Here is a 19,057-nt window from a genome sequence, read left to right as displayed (position 1 = left end):
CCGATTCGTCCATGCCGCTGGTAGTCGCTATGGACGGACCGTCCGGAACCGGCAAGTCCAGCGTCTCTCGCGCGTTGGCGCAGCGTTTGGGCGCTCGCTACCTCGACACCGGAGCCATCTACCGGATCGCGACCCTGCACGTGCTGCGTCAGGGAATCGATCTGGCGGATTCCGCCGCGATCACGGCTGCCGTTGCGGCGTTGCCATGGTCCATCGGTACCGATCCGAGCAGCGAGCAGGTGCATCTCGACGGCGCGGACGTCAGCGAGGAGATCCGCGGCGACGCGGTAACCAAGGCTGTCTCCGCAGTGTCGGCCGTACCCGAAGTTCGCGACCTGCTGGTCGCCACTCAGCGTGAGTTGGCGGCAAGCGCAGACCGGATCGTCGTGGAAGGTCGCGACATCGGAACCGTCGTACTCCCCGATGCAGACGTCAAGATCTTCTTGACCGCATCGGCGGAAACCCGTGCGGCACGGCGCAATACGCAGAACATCGGCCAAGGCCGTGAAGACAATTACGAAGCGGTGCTGGCTGATGTGCAGCGCCGTGACCATCTCGATTCGACTCGGGCAGTGTCGCCGTTGCGCCCTGCCGACGACTCCATTCTGGTGGATACGAGCGAATTGGGAATTGAAGATGTGATCGCCAAGTTGCTGTTGGTGGTCAGCGACAGAACTGGAGCAGTGCAGTGAGCGACGATCTGGTAACCGAATATGCCGGTGACGGAACTTGGTCCGAGGAATCGGAGTGGGATTACGCCGATCTCGAAGCGGACGGCGAAGGCGAAGCGCACATTGCCGTCCCGACCTTGGCTGTTGTCGGTCGACCGAACGTCGGCAAGTCGACGCTCGTCAACCGCATCATCGGCCGTCGTGAAGCGGTAGTCGAGGACATCCCCGGCGTTACCCGTGACCGCGTCTCCTACGAAGCGAACTGGGCCGGACGACGCTTCCTCGTCCAGGACACCGGCGGATGGGAGCCCGACGCAAAGGGTCTTCAGCAGGCCGTTGCCCGGCAGGCCGAGTTAGCCATGGGAACGGCTGACGCCATTCTCCTGGTCGTCGACGCCGTTGTCGGCGCTACGGCGACGGACGAAGCTGTGGCTCGGGTGCTTCGCCGCTCGAAGACTCCGGTCATCCTCGTTGCCAACAAGGTGGACGACGGACGCACCGAGTCCGAGGTTGCAGCGCTGTGGTCCTTGGGCCTCGGTCAGCCGTACTCCGTGAGTGCGACCCACGGCCGCGGCACCGGCGACCTGCTCGACGAGGTTCTCGAGAAGCTGCCGGAAACCCCGCGTGAAGGTATCCCCGGCGGCGGTCCGCGTCGTGTTGCTCTCGTCGGAAAGCCGAATGTCGGAAAGTCCAGCTTGCTCAACAAGCTGTCCGGTGACGAGCGGTCCGTCGTGCACAATGTTGCTGGCACCACCGTCGATCCCGTCGACTCCATCGTCGAACTCGGCGGGCGCCCTTGGCGTTTCGTCGACACGGCTGGTCTGCGCAAGCGTGTCAGCCATGCCAGCGGTGCCGAGTTCTATGCGTCGCTGCGTACGAAGAGCGCGATCGAGGCCGCTGAGGTCGCGATCCTGCTCATCGACGCACACGAGCCGATCACCGAGCAGGACCTGCGTGTTCTGAGCATGGTGGCCGACACGGGTCGTGCATTGGTGATCGCATTCAACAAGTGGGACCTCGTGGACGAGGACCGTCGACTCATGCTGGACAAGGAAGTGGACCGCGATCTGGTCCGCGTTCCGTGGGCTCAGCGAGTCAACATCTCCGCCCACACCGGTCGCGCCGTGGCGAAGCTCGTGCCGGCTCTCGACACGGCTCTCGAGTCCTGGGACAAGCGCATCCCCACGGGTCGCCTGAACACCTGGCTCAAGGAAGTTGTGGCAGCAACGCCGCCTCCGATGCGTGGTGGTCGCCTTCCTCGCATCATGTTCGCGACGCAGGCAAGCACACGCCCGCCGACATTCGTTCTCTTCACCACGGGCTTCCTCGAGGCCGGCTACCGCCGCTTCATCGAGCGGCGTCTGCGTGAAGAGTTCAACTTCGACGGCAGCCCGATCCGCGTATCCGTCCGAGTGCGCGAGAAGCGTGATCGTAAGGGCCGCTGATTCTGCGTCCAATTCGGTACTGAAACGGCTCTGACCAGCCGATTGGTACTTCGGCCCGTCCCTGATGTAATCTTTCCAAGCGCCCGAAACAAGGGCGTGGGACGGGCTGTGGCGCAGCTTGGTAGCGCACTTGACTGGGGGTCAAGTGGTCGCAGGTTCAAATCCTGTCAGCCCGACCGAAGTTAGATCAAAAAGGCAGTTTCTCAGAAATGAGAAACTGCCTTTTTGTTTGTGCCTTCAAAGTTTCGGCAACGGATCATGCGGGAAGTCCTGCGGTGACGTGATCTCCGCGTCGGCAGCGTTCACGACTGCAACATATTCTTCGTCGATCTCGTACGTTATGCCCGCCGCAGTGAAGTGCGGCGTGGACGCAGTATCGACCGGGCCGAGGACGGTCATTCTCGGAAACTGGGTGAGGATCGACCTCGGTACTTTTCTGGACCGAAAGCTCGTCGAGAAGACGGTGATCGCCTTTCGGCTCACCACGACAAACACACTCGGTTTCGCGCTCATCAGAACGTCTGCTGGAAACGCGTAGTGGATCTCGTCGTCTGGATGCAAGTGGGAGCGAAGGCGCGCACGGACACTCGCGGAAACCGGCATGCGCGGAAGGCTAGCTCAGGTTCGCTGACTGAGGCGAATATTGTGAACGGCAACGGTTACTCCGAAGAGCGCGATCAGAATGGCGGTAAAGATTGCTGCCAACCACCACGGCGCCGAACCTGCTGTATTCAGCCAGATGGTCAGTGCACCGAAAATTGTAGTCGGAATGCCGACAGCACGAGACAGGTCGACGTTCCTCGGATTGACCGGCGGTGTTCTCCACCAATGAAGGCGATGTCCTCGATTCTCACGCAGCATTCGCAGGATGGACCAGACAGTAAGCGGCAGACCAATCGCGAGGATGACCATCCCGCCAATGATCGCCAAAGTGCACCCGTCTCGGAAGTACGTCACGGCAACGCCCACAACACCTGCAAAACCGATGGCCGTGAATACTTTCCACGCCGGGGTTATGGACTGGCCATGCGGTTGTGTTGCCATGCAAGCACCCTTCCACAAAACATAATCGAAAACTTCAACCCTGTTGCGGCCGTCGATTGTGCATCATGGTGACAATCAAACTCGGTAGGCCGTTAACTACTCCGAGTACAGCGACTGCGATACCCGCACTCAAGAGAGGTGCTGTCTCCCAATAGTTGTCGACGATGGCAGATGCTCCGATCAAGCTCGATACCCAGCCCGTGAGTTGAGCACGTCGGACATGTTGTGCCGCTCGCGAGGAGGTCGGTCCTACCGAGAGAGGTAATCTCCGCCCGTAGTCGCCGTGAGTTGCGAGGCGAGCGCCATAGATATGGGCACCAGTGGCAAGCGCCAGTGCTCCCCATGCGATCAACATAGTTTGATCCATTCTTTGATTAGCGTTGACGGTATCGACCTTCCACGCAGTTCGAGTCGTAATTGCTTTCTTCTCCGGAGCGCAATTTCGCCTACTGGCATGATCTCTTCGTATGATTGGGATTCGGATCGCGTGGGTTGTATTGGCGGTCGCCACCGGGATTCTGGGATCCGCGACGGCACAGTGGCCGCTGTACGAGATCACCGATTGCGAAATAGGCCTCGGCCCGCTCAGTTCTGCCGATTGTTACCGCTCGATTCACGACTATTTCGGGCGGGAGCTCTTCTTGGTGCTGGCGTTGCCGGTGGCTCTGTGCGTTATTCCAGCCGTGATCCCACGACCATTAGTTTCCTGGATCGTCTCGGCGACAATGCTTTGCGCTGCAGTACTGGGTTTCTTTACCGCTTTCAGCTCTGATATGCCTTCTCTGCTGTCGATGGTGGGGAGCCTCCCTGCTGCAGTGCTGGCATTGGTACTTGCTGCGGTGCATCAGGGGATCGCATTGCGCAACAAGGGCGCCATTGCGCGTGCGCGCAGTGGGGTTCGCGATACGCAGCCGAGTGAGTGATCAGTCGGGGCTGAAGAACAGTTCCATCGAGATCCAGAACCACGCCACCATTGCCGCGACCGGCAGGAACGCGAGCACCAATGGCAATGCAAATTGCCGGCCGGTACGACTGGGAATAGTCATAAGTCCGAGCAAGACGAACACGGCGGCAGGCGCCGCCCAACTTATCCAGTAGGTGAGCGGTGGCGGGTTGGGCCCGAACGACGTGAACGAACGGTTCGGATACAGCTGCGGCTGCGGGACATCTGCGAAATGTTGCCACAGGAGTACCAACGGCAGATAGCCGAACAGCCAGAGCAGAAGGCCGACGACGAGTCCCGCGAAGATTCGCTCGCCCCTCATCTCGATGCGCCCGTCGGAATCAATCGTTCCACCGCCTATGCCACTTCTGGAAAGTCACGAGCCTGCATCCGTAGAGCCCACGCCCGGGCCGCAACGAACGTCACGGCCAATACGAGCACCACCAGCAGTACGACCGCGATCCAGGTGGGAGTGGTGGTGGAAAAGCCCAGCCTCCACGCAGTACCGACACCTACAGTCGTCGCCGCCAACGCCCCGACCGGAAGCATCGCCGCCACCGCTCGCGTGGTGCGAACAGTAAGTCGATCCCCGGCAGCGCGGAGGACTCCGAACACGGCGGCGACCGAAATGCCATACGCCAGGAGACCGCTGACGGCATAGACCAGGAGCGGGGACCATCCGATATCAACCGACCCGGTGAATGCCATGCCGATCAAGACCAACAGGGGCGTCAACCCAAGCGTGACGCCTGCGAGGCCTGCCACCACAGTTGGAACCATTCGATTGTCTTGGCCTCCGGAGATTCGCACGCCCGCGAGGCGGAGCACGAACCCGGTCAGCGCGCCCAGAAGGGCGCCGATCACCGCAGCCTCGATGGGCCAGGTCCATTGCGATTCACCCGCGAAGCCCGAGATTGTGGTGCCACCCGAAAAGAGGGTGATCGTGGCGGACGCCTGTGCCGATCCCTGTGTCAGCGCCGCCGTGACGATGGCAACGGTCGCACCGAACAAAGCAAACCCGAGTGCCTGTTTCCACATCTAGCCATCTTGACCCATCCCGCGGGAGAATTCGGCACAACGGCAGTCTCGTCCGGATGCCTTCTCTCTGTGCAGATTGGGGGGCGCAGCCGACTTCGGCGATAATTGTGTGAAGGGGCTGGTGGTGACACCCTCGTCGTATCACCACCAGCCACGTTCGACACTCACGACCTGCTGTCACGCACGCAATCGGCGACGTGCTGCCAGTGCTGCCGGAAATCCGAGATCTGCATCGATCACTTCACCGGAGAGACGTTCCGAGATTTCGATCAGTCGACTGCATCCGGTCTCTCCGATCGCCTCGTACGGGTACGACCCCAGCACATCGGTCTGATGCTCAACCCGCTTCCGGCGATCGCGACCCACCTCGTTCAGGTGAAGCTCGGGGCCGTCTTCGAGCCATCCACGCGCCCGCACACTTTCGACGCCTTCCGCCCACTGATCGTTGTCCCATGCCCGGCTCATTTGCAGAGCAGCAGCAGGAACATCACCGGTTGCGGCGTGGACTACCAACGCTTCGACACCGTTGAGTCCCTCGGCGTGAAGAAGTGCGACATGAGAATCTCCGCGAAACTCCCGGAGCAAGGATTGGGCATGCCACAACACGAGATGAGGCTCCTCAGGCCACGGCAATGATGCGTGCCCACCGAACAGGGGTCGCCCTTGTGGTCTGTTGCAGGCGCGTTCCGCGGCTCGACGTGCGAGTTCGGCAGCTTCGCGAACTTCGGTGCCGTCGACATGTTCTCCCCAGGCCTTGCGCAGCGAACGGTCGACAGCGTCGAGTCGAGCGGTGAGGATCTGTTCGGGGGTGGCGATTGTCCAGGCTTCCGGCAGCACCGCGTGTACCAGTTCGGGGTTGAAGTTGAAGAACGTAGCGATGGTGACTTCAGCCGCTACTGCGCCCATGGGCGCAGACCGCGAAGCGAAGTAGCCCATTCGAGGGTGTGTAAAGCCCAGTGCGGCATATGCTTCCGCGCCGAAAGGGGTGAAGTAGATCATGCCGTGTATTGGTTCGGCTCCACGGAAGACGCGGCGCGCGGTTTCTGGTGCGATCGAGGTCATCGATAGTCCTTCATGCTGGTGGTGTGGTCTTCGAACAGTCGAGTCGGATGGTTGTTCTACGCCGGCTATCTCCCTCTGACATACATGCGGTCCCGGACGGCATCACCCACTCGGTAGACGGCCAGGACGACCAATGAAATCAGAATGCCGGAGGGGAGAATCTGTTGTGGTGCACTCAAGATGTGCAGGTACGCATCGGATAAGTCACCGCCCCAACTCGGAGTGGGCGGCTGTATACCCAACCCGAGGAACGAGAGTGCCGCCTGCGCGAGAAAAGTCAGGCCGGTGAGCACGGTCACCTGAACGACAACCGGCCCGATTGCGTGCGGAAGAAGATGACGCAGGAGCACTACGTGCGGCGGGCATCCTGAGAGTCGCGCGCTCAGAACGAAGTCTCGGTTCCTCGTTTCGCTGACCCCGGCAGCCAGAATTCTTGCAATTGTGGGTGCATAGACGACTCCGAGCGCTGACATCGACGTGATCAGGCTCGGCCCCAGAACACCGGTAATAGCCACTGCGAGAACCAAACCTGGGAATGCCAGCAATGCGTCCGCCACCCGGAGGAGTGACGCGCCGATCCAGCGTGGCCAATATCCGGCGATCAACCCCCACGGAATTCCCAACAGCAGACTGACAGCGACAGCGATCGCGACGCCGAAGAAGGCGGAGCGTCCTCCCCAGATCAATCGACTGAGCACGTCACGACCGAAGCCGTCAGTGCCAAGCAGGTGCTGTGCACTCGGACCGGCGAACGTGTTGGTCAGGTTCTGACCGGTCGGACTGTGCGGAGCCACGAACGAGGCCAAGACGGACGCCGCTATCAGCGTTCCGAGAAAGCAGTAGCTGAGCCATAATCCGGGGTGCAGTCGAGGGAGAGCCCACTTGGAGCGGGTCTCGCCTGCGGTGGTAAGCGCGAGTTGGCTCACGAGATCGTTCCCTTCCTCAATTGTGGGCTGATCATGTTGTTGACGACGTCGACCAGGATGTTCACGAGAAGCACGATCACGACGAACAGCAACACAATGCCTTGAAGCATCGGATAATCTCGCGTGTCGATCGCAATGACGAGAGCGCTCCCGAGGCCCGGCAACACGAAGATCTGCTCGAGAATGACCGTCGCACCCAGCATCGCCACGGCGAGCAATCCATAGACAGTGACAATCGTGGGAACGATGTTTCGTAGCGCGTAGCGCCACACGATCTTCCGCTCGTCGATACCCATCGCACGCGCAGTTCGTACGTAGTCACTTGACAGTGTCTCGATCATCGCAGCCCTGGTCTGCCGAACCGCAATCGATGCTGCGCCGGCAGCGAGCGCCGTTGCTGGTAGGACCAAATGGCTCAGGTTGTCGATCACACTGTTCTCGAGAGGAACCCAGCCGAGCACCGGTAGAACTCCCAAACCGAGGGCGAAGACATCGACCAGCACGATAGCGAGGAAGAAGTCCGGTACCGCGAGTCCGATCCCCGAAACCGTGCGGGTCAGACCATCGCTGCGTCGTCCCTGCCGCGTCGCGGTCCACACACCGAGCGGTATAGCGACGACGGCGGACAGTAACAGTGCGAGTACAACGAGCTCGGCGCTCGCCGGCAGGCGCGCAAGGATCTGTGGGCCGACGGGGGCGCTGTTCTGTAGCGACGTTCCCAGATCTCCGTGCAGAGCCGACACCACCCAGTTCCAGTACTGGACCAGCAGAGGTTGATTCAATCCGAGGCGCTCGTTGAGTGCGGCGATCGATTCATCGCTGCCGTTCGGACCGAGAAGGGCCTCGGCTGGTCCACCGGGGATTATCCGGATAAGGGCAAAGGTTATGAAACTAGCGATGATCGCGGTAGGAATTATCTGTGCGAACCGGACGCCGATCATCCGTATGTAAGGATTCACCGGCGATCGGTGAGGGTTTCGGGTCGGAACGCTCTCAGGCTCGGGGGCCAACGAATTCTCTTGCGATACAACGGTCGTCGTCATGACTTCGAGAGGTACGTCAGATTGGGGGAGCCGTTCAGTGCAGGAACGGCCCCGTGGACGTTCTTCGTGTAGGCGACCACGTCGGGAGTGAAGTACAACGGTACGTACTCAGCGGACTTGATCACGACTTGATTGATCTGTTTGACGATGTCGAGCTGAGCGGTTTCGTCATACGTGTTGTTCAGCAGTGCGATCAGCTTCTCCAACTCCTCGTTGGGGACGGAATTCTGCCGGAAGTACGATCGCGAACCCAGAGAGGCTTCGAAATTGAGCGGTGCGGATGCTCGCGTGGGCCATCCCACGCTGAAGACGTCCGCGCTGTTGTGTGCGACGAACTCCGTAATCGCCTGAGGTCCACTCATTTCGACGAAGTCGACCTTGATGCCGACTTTCTCCCATTGTTCTCCGACAAGGACCGCGTTGGTCGAGTACGGCGGTAGGTTGCCTGCTAGTCCGCGCACGGTGACCCCATTCGGATACCCCGCCTCCGCTAGCAGCGATTTGGCCTTCTCCGGGTCGTACGGCCATGCATCTTCGGTTTCCTCGTCGTAGAACTGCGAACCGGGAGGATATTGACCGAACGCCGCAGTTCCTTCCGAGCTGTCCAGCGCGGCTCGCGCAATTGCCTTGCGGTCGAGCGCATACTGCATCGCCAGACGAACCCGGACGTCGTTAACCACAGGGTTCTTGTTGTTGATCACGACGAGCGCAACTCCGAGTCTCGGGTCGTGACTGACGTTCAGGTTGGGATTCCGTTCGAGGATCGGAGCACTCGACGGTGTGAGCCCGTATGCAAAATCCGCAGCGTTCGATGTCAGGGCATTTGTCAGCGCTGTGGGATTGGAGATCACCTGGATCTGGATCTTGGCGAGCTGGGGGCTGGGTGGACCTGCCGGTTTGTAATCGTCGAATCGACTGAATGTGTATGAACTGTTCGGGACTGCGCTGGTGAATGTGTACGGCCCTGCGCCTACAGGCTTGTTGGCGAAGTCTGCCCCTGCTGCTGCCAGCGCAGTGGGGGAGACCACCATTCCCAATCTGCCGTTGAGCCAGCCTGGTAAACCGGAGGTAGGTGAACTCAACGAGATCGTGACGTGATCTGGGGACGTTGCTTCGATGCTCTTGATCGTCGGGACGGAAACGATTCCGAGACTCAAGCAGTGTTCCATGCTTGCCTTGACGGCTGCTGCATCGACAGCTGTACCGTCGTGAAAGGTCAAGCCGTTCTGCAACGTCATCTCGAACGTCAGGTTGTCCGGTCCGGAGAAGCCCCACTCGCTGGCGATTCCGGGCCGCAACTTCTGGGTGGCAGGTTCCGCATCGATCAGTGGTGCATACATCAACTGTAAGTAGTCGATGTCGTATCCGATGTTTCCCGCACACGGGTCGAGCGAGGCGGGCACGTGCGATGTCGCGACCTTGAGTTCGGCGTTCGGATCGGCAGGTCCGGTATCGCCGGCGGTACCGGTGGCGCTGCTCGAACAGCCGCTGAGCACGAGAGCAGAAAGTGCAAACGCAGCTACCAGCACACGTGGGCCACTTTTCCCATGATTCTGGAAGCGTGTGATCGGATATCGGGATCGCAAAGACAGACGCGGATTCATATGGTGGACTTTCGCTTTGGTCTTCTCGGAAGGGGGAGACTGACGCGGCACGCATTTACTGCGGCGGGTTGGAGATTCCGATCGATGTGGCCGGGGACGATAGATGGCAGGCGGAGCTGTGTGCGGAATTCGAGGCCGCGCGAAGTGACGGCGCTTCCGACGCACAGCGATCCATCGCAAACGGGCAGCGGGTGCGGAATCGACAGCCCGAGGGTGGATTCCGTGGGTCGGGTAACTCGCCCCGCACCAATGCTTTCCGACGACTGCGCCGCTCGAGTTCGATGTGCGGGGCCGCGGCGAGAAGTGCCTGCGTGTAGGGGTGCGATGGAGTCCTCAGGACCGTGGCAACCGGTCCGATCTCGACGATTCGGCCGAGGTACATCACCGCGACGCGATCGGCGATCCGTGCCACCGAACCCAAATCGTGCGAAATGAAGATGTACGTGAGGTCATGTTCTTCTCGGAGATCGGCAAGAAGTTGCAACACCTCTTCCTGAAGCGAAACATCCAGGGAGGCAACAGGTTCGTCGCAGAGAATCAGTGGCGCCTTGGAGGCAAGTGCACGAGCGATGGTCACGCGTTGGCGTTGGCCACCGGAGAGCTGGGTCGGGAGGCGGTCGGCAAGCTCAGCGCCGAGACCGACCCGACGCAACAGCTCGACGGCTTTCGGCCGCAAGGACTGTGGGATGCGCAGACGCCCTGGCGCCATCGGCTCGGCTACGCAAGCCCATGAGGCCATCCGATTGTTCAAGGCCGACGTAGGGTTTTGAAAAATGAGATGGGAAGATCCACCCTTGCCGAACGCCGGGTCGTCGAGATTCATAGTGATGGAGCCTGCGGCCGTAGCCACCAGACCCGCGAGAGCGTGAGCCGTCGAGGATTTTCCCGATCCTGATTCACCGATTATCGCAAGGGTTTCGCCCCTCTGTACGGAGAAGCTGACGTCGTCGACCGCGCGAAGAGCTTTGCGTCCGCGTCCGTACTCGACTGCCAGATTCCTAACGTCGACGATGACGTCGGTGTTGCTCATCAGCTCACCAGTCCGAGCAACTCGAGTTCGTCGCTGCGGTGACATCTTGTTGCCGATTCCGGTGATCCGATCAGAAGTGGATGATCGGATATGCAGAGCTCCTCGGAGTAGTTGCACCGGGCGACGTATCGGCAACCCACGCCGTCAGCAGGGGCTTTGGTGGTGAAATCGCCTCGCGACTTGGGCGATTGGGGGGAGACTTCTTCGAATGTCGAGCGTGCCGCCTCGAGAAGGCTGAACGTGTAGGGATGCGCGGGCCGCCGAAGCAGCACGTCTCGTGGCGCGACGTCGACGATCTCGCCGCGAAACATGGTGATGACTCGATCCGCGACCTCGGCGACAACCGCGAGGTCGTGACTGATCAACAACACGGCAAGATCGCGCTGTTCGGCCAGTTCTCGAAGGAGATCGACAATCTGAGCTTGGATGGTGACGTCGAGCGCTGTTGTCGGTTCGTCCGCGATCAGCAACTTCGGACCGCATGCCAGGGCCATCGCGATCATCACCCGCTGACACATCCCGCCGGAAAGCTCGTACCCGAACGACTTCAAGGTTCTGCTCGGGTCGGCCAGACCGACCTGGTGGAGAAGATCTGTAGCCACGTCCTCCGCATCGACTTTCGTGATGTCGCGGTGGGCCTTCAACACATCGACGATCTGGCGACCGATGCTGACGGAGGGGTTGAGAGCCGAACTCGGGTCCTGGAAGACCATACTGACGTCGCGACCGCGTATTTTCCTCAACTCGGCGGCGGGCAGACCCACAAGTTCCTGTCCTTCCAAACGGATGCTTCCGCTGGTTGTTGCCGTACGGGGCAAGAGACCGAGCAGAGCGAGTCCGGTCAGTGTCTTTCCGCTCCCGCTCTCTCCTACGAGGCCGGTGATTTCGCCCGACCCCAACTCGAAGCTCACTCGGTCGAGGAGTCTGTTCGAAATCGATTCTGTCCCAATGTCAACCGTGAGGTCTCGTACTTGCAGAAGTGGGCTCATCGTCGGGTCGTCCACGTGTGATCGTTCATCGCATTCCTCCGTAAACAACTGAACTGTTGTGACTGGAATCACGTACCGGGGAACCATAAACACTCACCTGCAACAAAGTCAATGAATGTTGCAACGATTGCCGTCGATGGCGCCGTCTGATCGCCTCCGGCTACCGACCAGCACGTCGTCAGCGATACATTCACTCCATGGCCGAGACACGTGACATCCGCGCGGAAGCGTTGAGTGCCGCCCGACGACAGTTCGCAGCCGGAAAACCGCTCGATGTGAACGCTTTGGCCACCGAGTTGGGGGTGGATCGGACCACCTTGTTCCGGCGTGCAGGGAATCGCGACACAATTACCGGTGACGTGCTCGATTCGCTGGCGCGCCGAACGTGGCGAATGGGCCTCGAGGAGTGCGGTGGAAGCGGAGCGTCAAGGGTTGTCGACGTCCTCACTTACCATGCACGGGCGACAATCGAGACCGAATTCTTCCGGACGTATTTGACTCGGGAACCGCAAAAGGCGTTGTGCATACTCACAACTGGACTGGGGCCGATTCAGGGCACGATGGTCGAATCCGTGCGAAGGCTGATCGAAGCTGAAATACCGGAGCGGATTCGGCCAGACCTGCCCGTCGAGGACATGGCATATCTGCTGGTTCGCGTGGGTGAGTCGTTCATCTACAACGATTTGCTCACTGGTGGCACTCCGGATACGGAGAAGGCTCGCTTGGCGTTCCGGCTCATCCTCTCGCGTGACTAGTGTGCCGAGTTTCCGTTGTCTCAGTTTTCGTGAAAGCGCTTCGAATGCAAGCTATTTCATAGCTATGCCTGGTTGTATGACCCAATCAGGCTGGTGGGATCGGCACAAAGCTCCGCATCTCGTCCCGTCCGGGCCGGATGACGCCTGCGGCGGATTCGGGAACCTCGTTCCAGGCGCCGGGAAGGTCACGTAGAGGCTCGGAGACGACGATTCGGGTCTCCTCACTCAGATGGTGCAGGGCATCCACCTCAGGATGGAGCTTGCGCAACGTGGAAATCTCGGTGGAGAAGAACAACGACCTCGACTGGTGCTCGCTGGAATAGCGAAAGATCCAGGTGGAGATGCCATCCGACGTGGCGACGGTCATCTGAACCGGATTGTCGATTCCCTGCGAGCGGGCCGTGTGCTCGACGAATCCGACGGCCCTCGCGACACCTTCGAACGGATCGTCGGTCAGGCCGAACGTCAGCGCGAGGAAGAACAAGGTTTCCGAGTCCGTCGATCCTTCGAGATCCGGAAAGAGCGACGGATCAATGGCAGTCACCAATTCCCGTTTCATGTCGTGGAATCCGTGTAGTGAACCGTTGTGCATCCACAACCATTGCCGGTGCCGGAACGGGTGACAGTTGCTGCGCTGCACTGCAGTTCCCGTCGAGGCGCGGATGTGAGCGAACAGCAGAGGGGTGCGCAATTGGGAGGTGACTTCGCGCAGGTTCGAGTCGTTCCACGCGGGTTCGATGCTCTTGAAAACTGCCGGTTGGAGGCCTTCCCCGTACCAGCCGATTCCGAAGCCGTCGCCATTTGTCGTCGTGGCCCCGAGTTGAGAATGCAGGCTCTGGTCGATCAGCGAGTGCTGTGGCCTGAACAGCAAGTCATGGGCCAGTATCGGCTCTCCGGAATACGCCATCCACCTACACATACTTTCAACTCAAGCAGATCGAGTCGGCGTTGACGGTGCATGCGCAGCGGCATGCGTCGTCTGGGTGGGCTTCCATGTCGACACAGCCCAGATCACGACGATGTTCAGCGCGATGATGAGAGTCGACCACCAGGGGTAGTACGGCAGCCACAAGAAGTTCGCGATGATCGAGATCGCGCAGATCACCACTGCCGACACCCGCGCCCAGGCCGCTCCGGTGAACAGTGCAAGCCCGACGAGAGCGACGAGCGCGCCCAACACGAGATGGATCCAACCCCACGTCGTCAGGTCGAACTGATAGACGTAGTCGATCCCGACTACGAACACTTCGTTTTCGGCGACTGCAGCGAGTCCTTGGAAGAACTGCACGATGCCGACCGTCACCAAGATGACGGCTGCCCCGATCGATGTTCCTACCGCGAAACCCTGCTTGACTGATGTTGTATCCGACATGACGGTTTCCCTTGATTCGGTGGGGGGCGACCGGACACGTGCCCGGCACGCTCGTTGTAGTGATCGTTGTTCCACCGGCTGGCCGCTATGAAACGGAAATACCTGTCCAATGCGGTGAGAAATCAGTGCGATCTGCTCCGATGTGCGGGCGAAATGTAACTTCTGACCCCTGTTGATCCGATGGACCCCTTGCCGGAACGCGTGTGCGGAGAAATTGCTCGTAACCGAAGTTCACAGAAAACAAGAAGAATTCGGCACGGAATTCGACCTATTTGTCCAGCTGTACTGGTATTTTGACTGAATTGACCGGAAGCTACGGTCCGCGGAAAAAAGGTAGCGAGAGAATGACGATCTTCGGCAGGCGTACCGCGGGCATCACCGCGACGGCCTTCGTCTTGGCGACCGTTGTGTCGACAGCACTCCCCGCAGTGGGATCGGCTGCCCCCGTTTCGCTCACCCGCGCGTGCAACTCGGAAATCAACGAAAATTCGATGTCACTCGATCCGGCCGTGATCGACGGTTGGTACGACATCTCGACTGGATCGCCTGGAACGAAAATCAACTCGATCGAGGCGTGGCGGACAGTGCCGGGAGACATCCTCGAGTTCCGCGCATCGGTGACGATCAGAGCCCACGGAAGTCCCGTCCGAGGGACCCTTCGGATCGACGGCGCCGGCTTGACCGGAGATCAGGATTTGATCTCCAGAATGACGTTGACCCAAGATCTCGGCCGGTCAGGATCAACGGTCACCGACGCTGACGACGGTTCGGTCATCCCCGTACGTGCCAAGCTCGCCTTCGACGTCACAACTCCGGGCCAGGTAGCCCAGAATCGGACAGTCAACCTCTCTGCGGTCAAGATCGTTTTGAGCGGCGACACCACCGATCCGGGAGGTGAATGCCCCGGCCCCGGCCCCGGCCCCGGCCCGGGCCCCGGCGGCGGCGGGAATGGAAGCGGTGGCGGGAACGGCGGTGGTGACGGTTCCGGTGGGAACGGTGGGGATTCCGGTGACGCACTTCCCGGTCGTGACGTCGGAAACCGAGTACCAATTTCCCAGATTCCGTCCGGCCCGACTTCTCGTCCGTGACAGCGGCACCTGGATCCACGGCCAGCCGAACGTGGGCCGCTGCAGTAGTTGCGACAATGCTCTTGATCGGCGGATGTTCCGACGACGGTGACTCGCCGACCCGCGTCCTCGCGACCGGCCAACAAGATTTGCCGCCAGGAATTCGCGCGGTGGTCGACGGTCCGGATGTCCCGACCACGCTGCGCACAGGCAACAGCACCGCTGACATCCTGCCGATCAAGACGACGACGGACGGCTCGCTCATTCCGCCCGAGGATGTCAGTGAGATCGGATGGTGGGCAGATTCGGCATTTCCCGGCTCCGGCGCGGGCACCGTGGTGATCACCGGACACATCAACGACATCTATCAGGGTGACGGTTTCGGAAAGAAGTTCTCGACACTGGAAATCGGCTCGGTCGTGACCGTGGCGGGCGCCGGGGGACAGACCTGGAACTACCGTATCGATGCGGTCGATCACTACAGCAAGGACGGCGAGCTGCCGGTCGAGCGATTGAACAGCCTCGACGGACCCGAAACCCTCGCGCTGATCACCTGCGGCGGCGAGTTCGTCGGTCCGCCGTTCGGATACGAGGACAACGACGTCGCGTGGGGAACTCCGGTGCCCGCATAGCCGAAAACCAGACGTCGGAACGGTTGATAAACTGGGTCCCGCGTTCGTGGCCATCCACGCACGTTTCGAAAGTCCGAAGAAGGAGATTGTGCTGTGGTTGACCTCGCCTATGTCATCGCTGGGTCCGAAGCGACTGGCGGTGCCGGCCTGCAGGTCGACCTGAAGACGTTCCAGGCATTGGACGTCTACGGCGTAGCGACCACCACATGTATCGTCTCGTTCGATCCCAAGAACAACTGGGGTCATCGCTTCGTACCGATCGCTCCTGACGTGATCGCTGATCAGATCGAGGCTGCCACGGCGGCTCACGATCTGGACGTCGTCAAGATCGGCATGTTGGGCACGCCCGCCACCATCGAGGTTGTGGCAGAGGGCCTGCGTCGGCAGTCCTGGCGCCACGTCGTCCTCGACCCGGTCCTGATCTGCAAGGGCCAGGAGCCCGGTGCGGCTCTCGATACCGATACAGCACTTCGTGATTCGATCCTCCCGCTCGCCACCGTCGTCACACCCAACCTGTTCGAGGCACGCACCCTCGCCGGAATGGACAGCATCGAAAGCGTCGACGACCTCATCGAGGCCGCACGTCGTATCCATGACCTCGGACCCAAGTACGTGCTCGCAAAGGGCGGTGTCGAACTCGCCGGTGGCGACGCCGTCGACGTGTTGTTCGACGGGACCGACGTGACGGTTCTCTCCGCCCCCAAGGTCGGCGAAGAGCGCGTCTCGGGTGCCGGTTGCACGCTGGCCGCCGCAGTGACCGCCGAACTGGCAAAGGGCGCCGACGTGGGAGAAGCCGTCGCTCTGGCCAAGAAGTTCGTCACGGCGGGCATCGAAGGCCGCGTCTCGGCACACACGCCGTTCGACACCGTCTGGCAGGGCGCGTTCAAGGGATAGGCGCACGGCGGCTCACATCGCCGCGCGCGGCCTGGCAGGATCGAGTGCGTGAGTACTGCGAACCTGAATCGAAGCGAAGTCGCCGAACGATCTCGAGCCATCTCCGTCGCCGGTTACCGGGTGGAGTTGGATCTGCGATCGGCGGTCGACTCCGCCGTGAAGACCTTTTCGACGGTCACGACAATTGATCTGACGTCCTCGGTGGAGTCCACGTGGCTCGATTTCATCGGTGCTGCAGTCGATTCCGTGGACGTCGACGGTGCGTCGATTCCGGTGGAGTACGACGGATCCCGGATCGGGCTGCGCGGACTCGGCGGATCGAACGTCGTTCGGGTGGCAGCTCACGGCCACTACAGCCGTTCGGGCGAAGGGCTGCACCGATTTGTCGACGACGCTGACGATCAGACGTATCTGTACACGCAATACGAGCCTGCCGATGCCAGGCGTGTTTTCGCCTGCTTCGAGCAGCCGGACCTCAAGGCGCCCTTCACATTCGAGGTGACAGCACCTGACGGCTGGGAAGTCCTGTCGAATCAGCCCGCGACCCAGACTCTCTCCGTGGACGGTGCACAACGCGTCACTTTCGCCCCGACGCTGCCGATCTCGACCTACATCACCGCGATCGCGGCCGGGCCGTATCACCGCGTGGCGTCGTCGTGGAGTCGCGGCGAACTCACTGTCGAGTTGGGTGCGCTGTGCCGGGCGTCGTTGGCTCCACACCTTGATGCAGACAACGTTTTCGACATCACCCGTCAGGGGCTGGACTTCTACGCCGAGTACTTCGACTATCCGTATCCGTTCGGCAAGTACGACCAGATCTTTGTCCCCGAGTACAACCTCGGCGCCATGGAGAACCCGGGACTGGTGACCTTCACCGAGGCATACGTGTTCCGCGGCACCGCAACCGACGAGCAGCATCAGCGCCGCGCCAACACGATCCTGCACGAAATGGCGCACATGTGGTTCGGCGATCTCGTGACCATGGTCTGGTGGGACGACCTGTGGCTCAAAGAATCTTTTGCTGATTTCATGGGATCGCTGGTCAGCGCCGAAGCCACTCGCTTCACCGATGCCTGGGTGGCATTCGCCATCAAGCGAAAAGCGTGGGCGTACCTCCAAGATCAGCTGCCGACAACTCATCCCATCGTCGCCGACATCGTCGATCTCGAAGCTGCGAAGCTTAACTTCGACGGAATCACCTACGCCAAGGGCGCCAGTGTCCTCAAACAACTTGTGGCGTTCGTCGGCCGTGACGCGTTCTTCGAAGCGGCACGACGGTACTTCAAGGCCCACGCCTTCGGGAACACCACGCTGGTTGATCTGCTCGACGTGCTCGCGGAGACTTCCGGACGTGATGTGCGCGAATGGGCCCGAATCTGGTTGCAGACCACCGGAGTGTCCACGCTGTCGCTCGACGGAACAGACCTGGTCCAGACGGACCCGAGGCCGCATCGGCTCGCAGTCGGAATCTACGACTACAACGAGTCCGGAGACCTTGTTCGCACCGAACGCGTCGAACTCGACATCACCGAATCACGCACGTCGGTCGACCTTCCGCCCGGAGCACTCACACTGCTCAACGACGAAGACCTCACCTACGCCAAGGTGCGATTGGACGCGGAATCTCTGTCCACTGTCGAGGCATCCCTGGACCGCGTGAGCGATCCGCTTGCGCGCGGGGTGATCTGGTCGTCGCTGTGGAACTCGGTGCGTGATGCGCAGCTCTCGGTGTTCCGGTACCTCGACATGGTGGAACGATTCGCTCCCGCGGAGACAGATCTTGCGATTCTCAGCTCGATCCTGACCGATGCCCAATACGCGGTTCTTCACTACGTTCCGAAAAGCTTGCGGCCCAATGTAAGTGCAGGCTGGTTGGAAACGACCTGGAAGGCGGTGTTCGAAGCCGAACCGGAGTCCGGAAGGCAGCTGGCATGGGCACGGGCTCTGTCGGCCGCTGCAGCGGTCAACGATGCTCGCGCCGACGAGGTGCGGTCGATACTCGACGGCACCTGCCCGGGGCCGGTCGGACTGGCTCTCGATCCTGATCTGCGGTGGGCATTGTGGATCGCCCTGTCGGCGACCGGCCATGCGAGTGTGAGCGACTTCGATGGTGAGCTGAGCAAGGACAGCACGTCAGCGGGTCGAACGGCGTACGTCCGCGCCGCGGCGTCGATTCCCGATGCCGAGACCAAGGCGGCTGCCTGGGCGTCGGCGACCACTGACGGCTCACTCTCGAACGACCGCCTGGATGCGACGATCGCCGGATTCCGTTCGGGCACGGACCCGTCGTTGATCGAGGGATATGCGGCAGAGTACTTCTCGTCCCTGGGGAAGTGGTGGTCCGAACGCAGCATCGAGATCGCCCGACGGTTGGTGAACGGACTCTTCCCGGCAGCTGAAGACACCTCTGCTGTCGATTCCTGGATCCAGGCCAATGCGGAGGCGCCCGCGTCGCTGCGGAGGCTTGTTCTCGAGCGTCGGGATCACCTGGCCCGAGACCTACGTGCCCAGGCGTCGAACGCAGTGATCTGACGCCATCAGC

20 protein-coding genes and 1 tRNA gene are annotated in these 19,057 nt (G+C 60.9%); 9 read left to right on the top strand and 12 right to left on the bottom strand.

The window, feature by feature from the left end; translation table 11 throughout:
* Window positions 1–11: 11 nt before the first annotated feature.
* From cmk to AC1Q6C_RS16330, 3 genes are all read left to right on the top strand, one after another.
* Entirely contained in the window at window positions 12–692 is a 681-nt protein-coding gene (gene cmk, locus AC1Q6C_RS16340; protein WP_182261235.1) for a (d)CMP kinase, read from the top strand.
* Complete coding sequence (der, locus tag AC1Q6C_RS16335) at window positions 689–2,116, top strand: ribosome biogenesis GTPase Der (RefSeq protein WP_003946199.1); 1,428 nt, start codon at window positions 689–691, stop codon at window positions 2,114–2,116. Before cmk ends, der begins: the two co-directional genes overlap by 4 nt.
* 102 nt (window positions 2,117–2,218) lie before the next feature.
* A tRNA-Pro gene (locus tag AC1Q6C_RS16330) sits at window positions 2,219–2,292 on the top strand.
* A 61-nt stretch (window positions 2,293–2,353) separates the two neighbouring features.
* Here the strand turns inward: AC1Q6C_RS16330 and AC1Q6C_RS16325 are convergent.
* Together AC1Q6C_RS16325 and AC1Q6C_RS16320 are read right to left on the bottom strand one after the other, a co-directional pair.
* Window positions 2,354–2,719: a hypothetical protein gene (locus AC1Q6C_RS16325; RefSeq protein ID WP_058038830.1), complete on the bottom strand. Its 366-nt coding sequence runs from the start codon at window positions 2,717–2,719 to the stop codon at window positions 2,354–2,356.
* Window positions 2,720–2,734: 15 nt separating this feature from the next.
* Window positions 2,735–3,160, bottom strand: a complete 426-nt coding sequence (locus tag AC1Q6C_RS16320) for a hypothetical protein (protein ID WP_030537502.1) — start codon at window positions 3,158–3,160, stop codon at window positions 2,735–2,737.
* 467 nt (window positions 3,161–3,627) lie between these two features.
* Between AC1Q6C_RS16320 and AC1Q6C_RS16315 the strand changes: the two genes are divergently transcribed.
* A complete protein-coding gene (locus AC1Q6C_RS16315) occupies window positions 3,628–4,083 on the top strand; it encodes a hypothetical protein (RefSeq protein ID WP_030537503.1) in 456 nt (151 codons plus the stop codon).
* Here the strand turns inward: AC1Q6C_RS16315 and AC1Q6C_RS16310 are convergent, their stop codons facing one another.
* The 8 genes from AC1Q6C_RS16310 to AC1Q6C_RS16275 all read right to left on the bottom strand — a co-directional run bounded on the left by AC1Q6C_RS16310 (window position 4,084) and on the right by AC1Q6C_RS16275 (window position 11,717).
* Window positions 4,084–4,425, bottom strand: coding sequence for a hypothetical protein (locus AC1Q6C_RS16310; protein WP_030537504.1), 342 nt, complete (start codon window positions 4,423–4,425; stop codon window positions 4,084–4,086).
* 35 nt (window positions 4,426–4,460) lie between these two features.
* Window positions 4,461–5,141, bottom strand: coding sequence for a hypothetical protein (locus AC1Q6C_RS16305; RefSeq protein ID WP_030537505.1), 681 nt, complete (start codon window positions 5,139–5,141; stop codon window positions 4,461–4,463).
* Window positions 5,142–5,318: 177 nt separating this feature from the next.
* A complete protein-coding gene (locus tag AC1Q6C_RS16300; protein ID WP_030537506.1) occupies window positions 5,319–6,203 on the bottom strand; it encodes an SCO6745 family protein in 885 nt (294 codons plus the stop codon).
* A gap of 65 nt (window positions 6,204–6,268) precedes the next feature.
* Complete coding sequence (locus AC1Q6C_RS16295) at window positions 6,269–7,129, bottom strand: ABC transporter permease (RefSeq protein ID WP_492666706.1); 861 nt, start codon at window positions 7,127–7,129, stop codon at window positions 6,269–6,271.
* Complete coding sequence (locus AC1Q6C_RS16290; protein WP_158171306.1) at window positions 7,126–8,088, bottom strand: ABC transporter permease; 963 nt, start codon at window positions 8,086–8,088, stop codon at window positions 7,126–7,128. Before AC1Q6C_RS16290 ends, AC1Q6C_RS16295 begins: the two co-directional genes overlap by 4 nt.
* Window positions 8,089–8,168: 80 nt before the next feature.
* Complete coding sequence (locus AC1Q6C_RS16285) at window positions 8,169–9,701, bottom strand: ABC transporter substrate-binding protein (protein WP_064074346.1); 1,533 nt, start codon at window positions 9,699–9,701, stop codon at window positions 8,169–8,171.
* Between the two features lie 130 nt (window positions 9,702–9,831).
* The gene (locus tag AC1Q6C_RS16280; RefSeq protein ID WP_007731960.1) at window positions 9,832–10,806 is read right to left on the bottom strand and encodes an oligopeptide/dipeptide ABC transporter ATP-binding protein; all 975 of its coding nucleotides are present in this window, start codon (window positions 10,804–10,806) and stop codon (window positions 9,832–9,834) included.
* On the bottom strand, window positions 10,806–11,717 hold the full coding sequence (locus AC1Q6C_RS16275) for an ABC transporter ATP-binding protein (RefSeq protein ID WP_230587654.1): 912 nt from the start codon (window positions 11,715–11,717) through the stop codon (window positions 10,806–10,808). Before AC1Q6C_RS16275 ends, AC1Q6C_RS16280 begins: the two co-directional genes overlap by 1 nt.
* A gap of 275 nt (window positions 11,718–11,992) precedes the next feature.
* Between AC1Q6C_RS16275 and AC1Q6C_RS16270 the strand changes: the two genes are divergently transcribed.
* On the top strand, window positions 11,993–12,550 hold the full coding sequence (locus AC1Q6C_RS16270; RefSeq protein WP_492666705.1) for a QsdR family transcriptional regulator: 558 nt from the start codon (window positions 11,993–11,995) through the stop codon (window positions 12,548–12,550).
* An 85-nt stretch (window positions 12,551–12,635) separates the two neighbouring features.
* On the opposite strand, the gene AC1Q6C_RS16265 is transcribed toward AC1Q6C_RS16270, so the two are convergent.
* Complete coding sequence (locus tag AC1Q6C_RS16265) at window positions 12,636–13,457, bottom strand: class II glutamine amidotransferase (RefSeq protein WP_322943171.1); 822 nt, start codon at window positions 13,455–13,457, stop codon at window positions 12,636–12,638.
* Between the two features lie 21 nt (window positions 13,458–13,478).
* Entirely contained in the window at window positions 13,479–13,922 is a 444-nt protein-coding gene (locus tag AC1Q6C_RS16260) for a DUF7144 family membrane protein (protein ID WP_030537512.1), read from the bottom strand.
* A gap of 344 nt (window positions 13,923–14,266) precedes the next feature.
* Between AC1Q6C_RS16260 and AC1Q6C_RS16255 the strand changes: the two genes are divergently transcribed.
* The 4 genes from AC1Q6C_RS16255 (at window position 14,267) to pepN (ending at window position 19,047) form a co-directional block, all read left to right on the top strand.
* A complete protein-coding gene (locus tag AC1Q6C_RS16255) occupies window positions 14,267–15,010 on the top strand; it encodes a hypothetical protein (protein WP_054187372.1) in 744 nt (247 codons plus the stop codon).
* The gene (locus AC1Q6C_RS16250; protein ID WP_231915802.1) at window positions 15,007–15,621 is read left to right on the top strand and encodes a class F sortase; all 615 of its coding nucleotides are present in this window, start codon (window positions 15,007–15,009) and stop codon (window positions 15,619–15,621) included. Before AC1Q6C_RS16255 ends, AC1Q6C_RS16250 begins: the two co-directional genes overlap by 4 nt.
* A 93-nt stretch (window positions 15,622–15,714) precedes the next feature.
* The gene (thiD, locus tag AC1Q6C_RS16245; RefSeq protein ID WP_003946192.1) at window positions 15,715–16,515 is read left to right on the top strand and encodes a bifunctional hydroxymethylpyrimidine kinase/phosphomethylpyrimidine kinase; all 801 of its coding nucleotides are present in this window, start codon (window positions 15,715–15,717) and stop codon (window positions 16,513–16,515) included.
* A 48-nt stretch (window positions 16,516–16,563) separates the two neighbouring features.
* A complete protein-coding gene (gene pepN / locus AC1Q6C_RS16240) occupies window positions 16,564–19,047 on the top strand; it encodes an aminopeptidase N (protein WP_030537514.1) in 2,484 nt (827 codons plus the stop codon).
* Window positions 19,048–19,057: the final 10 nt, after the last annotated feature.

It is taken from the genome of Rhodococcus sp. MT28, assembly GCF_058792695.1.
The sequence above is the reverse complement of the archived record's forward strand: the minus strand, read 5'-3'. Positions and strand labels throughout refer to the sequence as shown.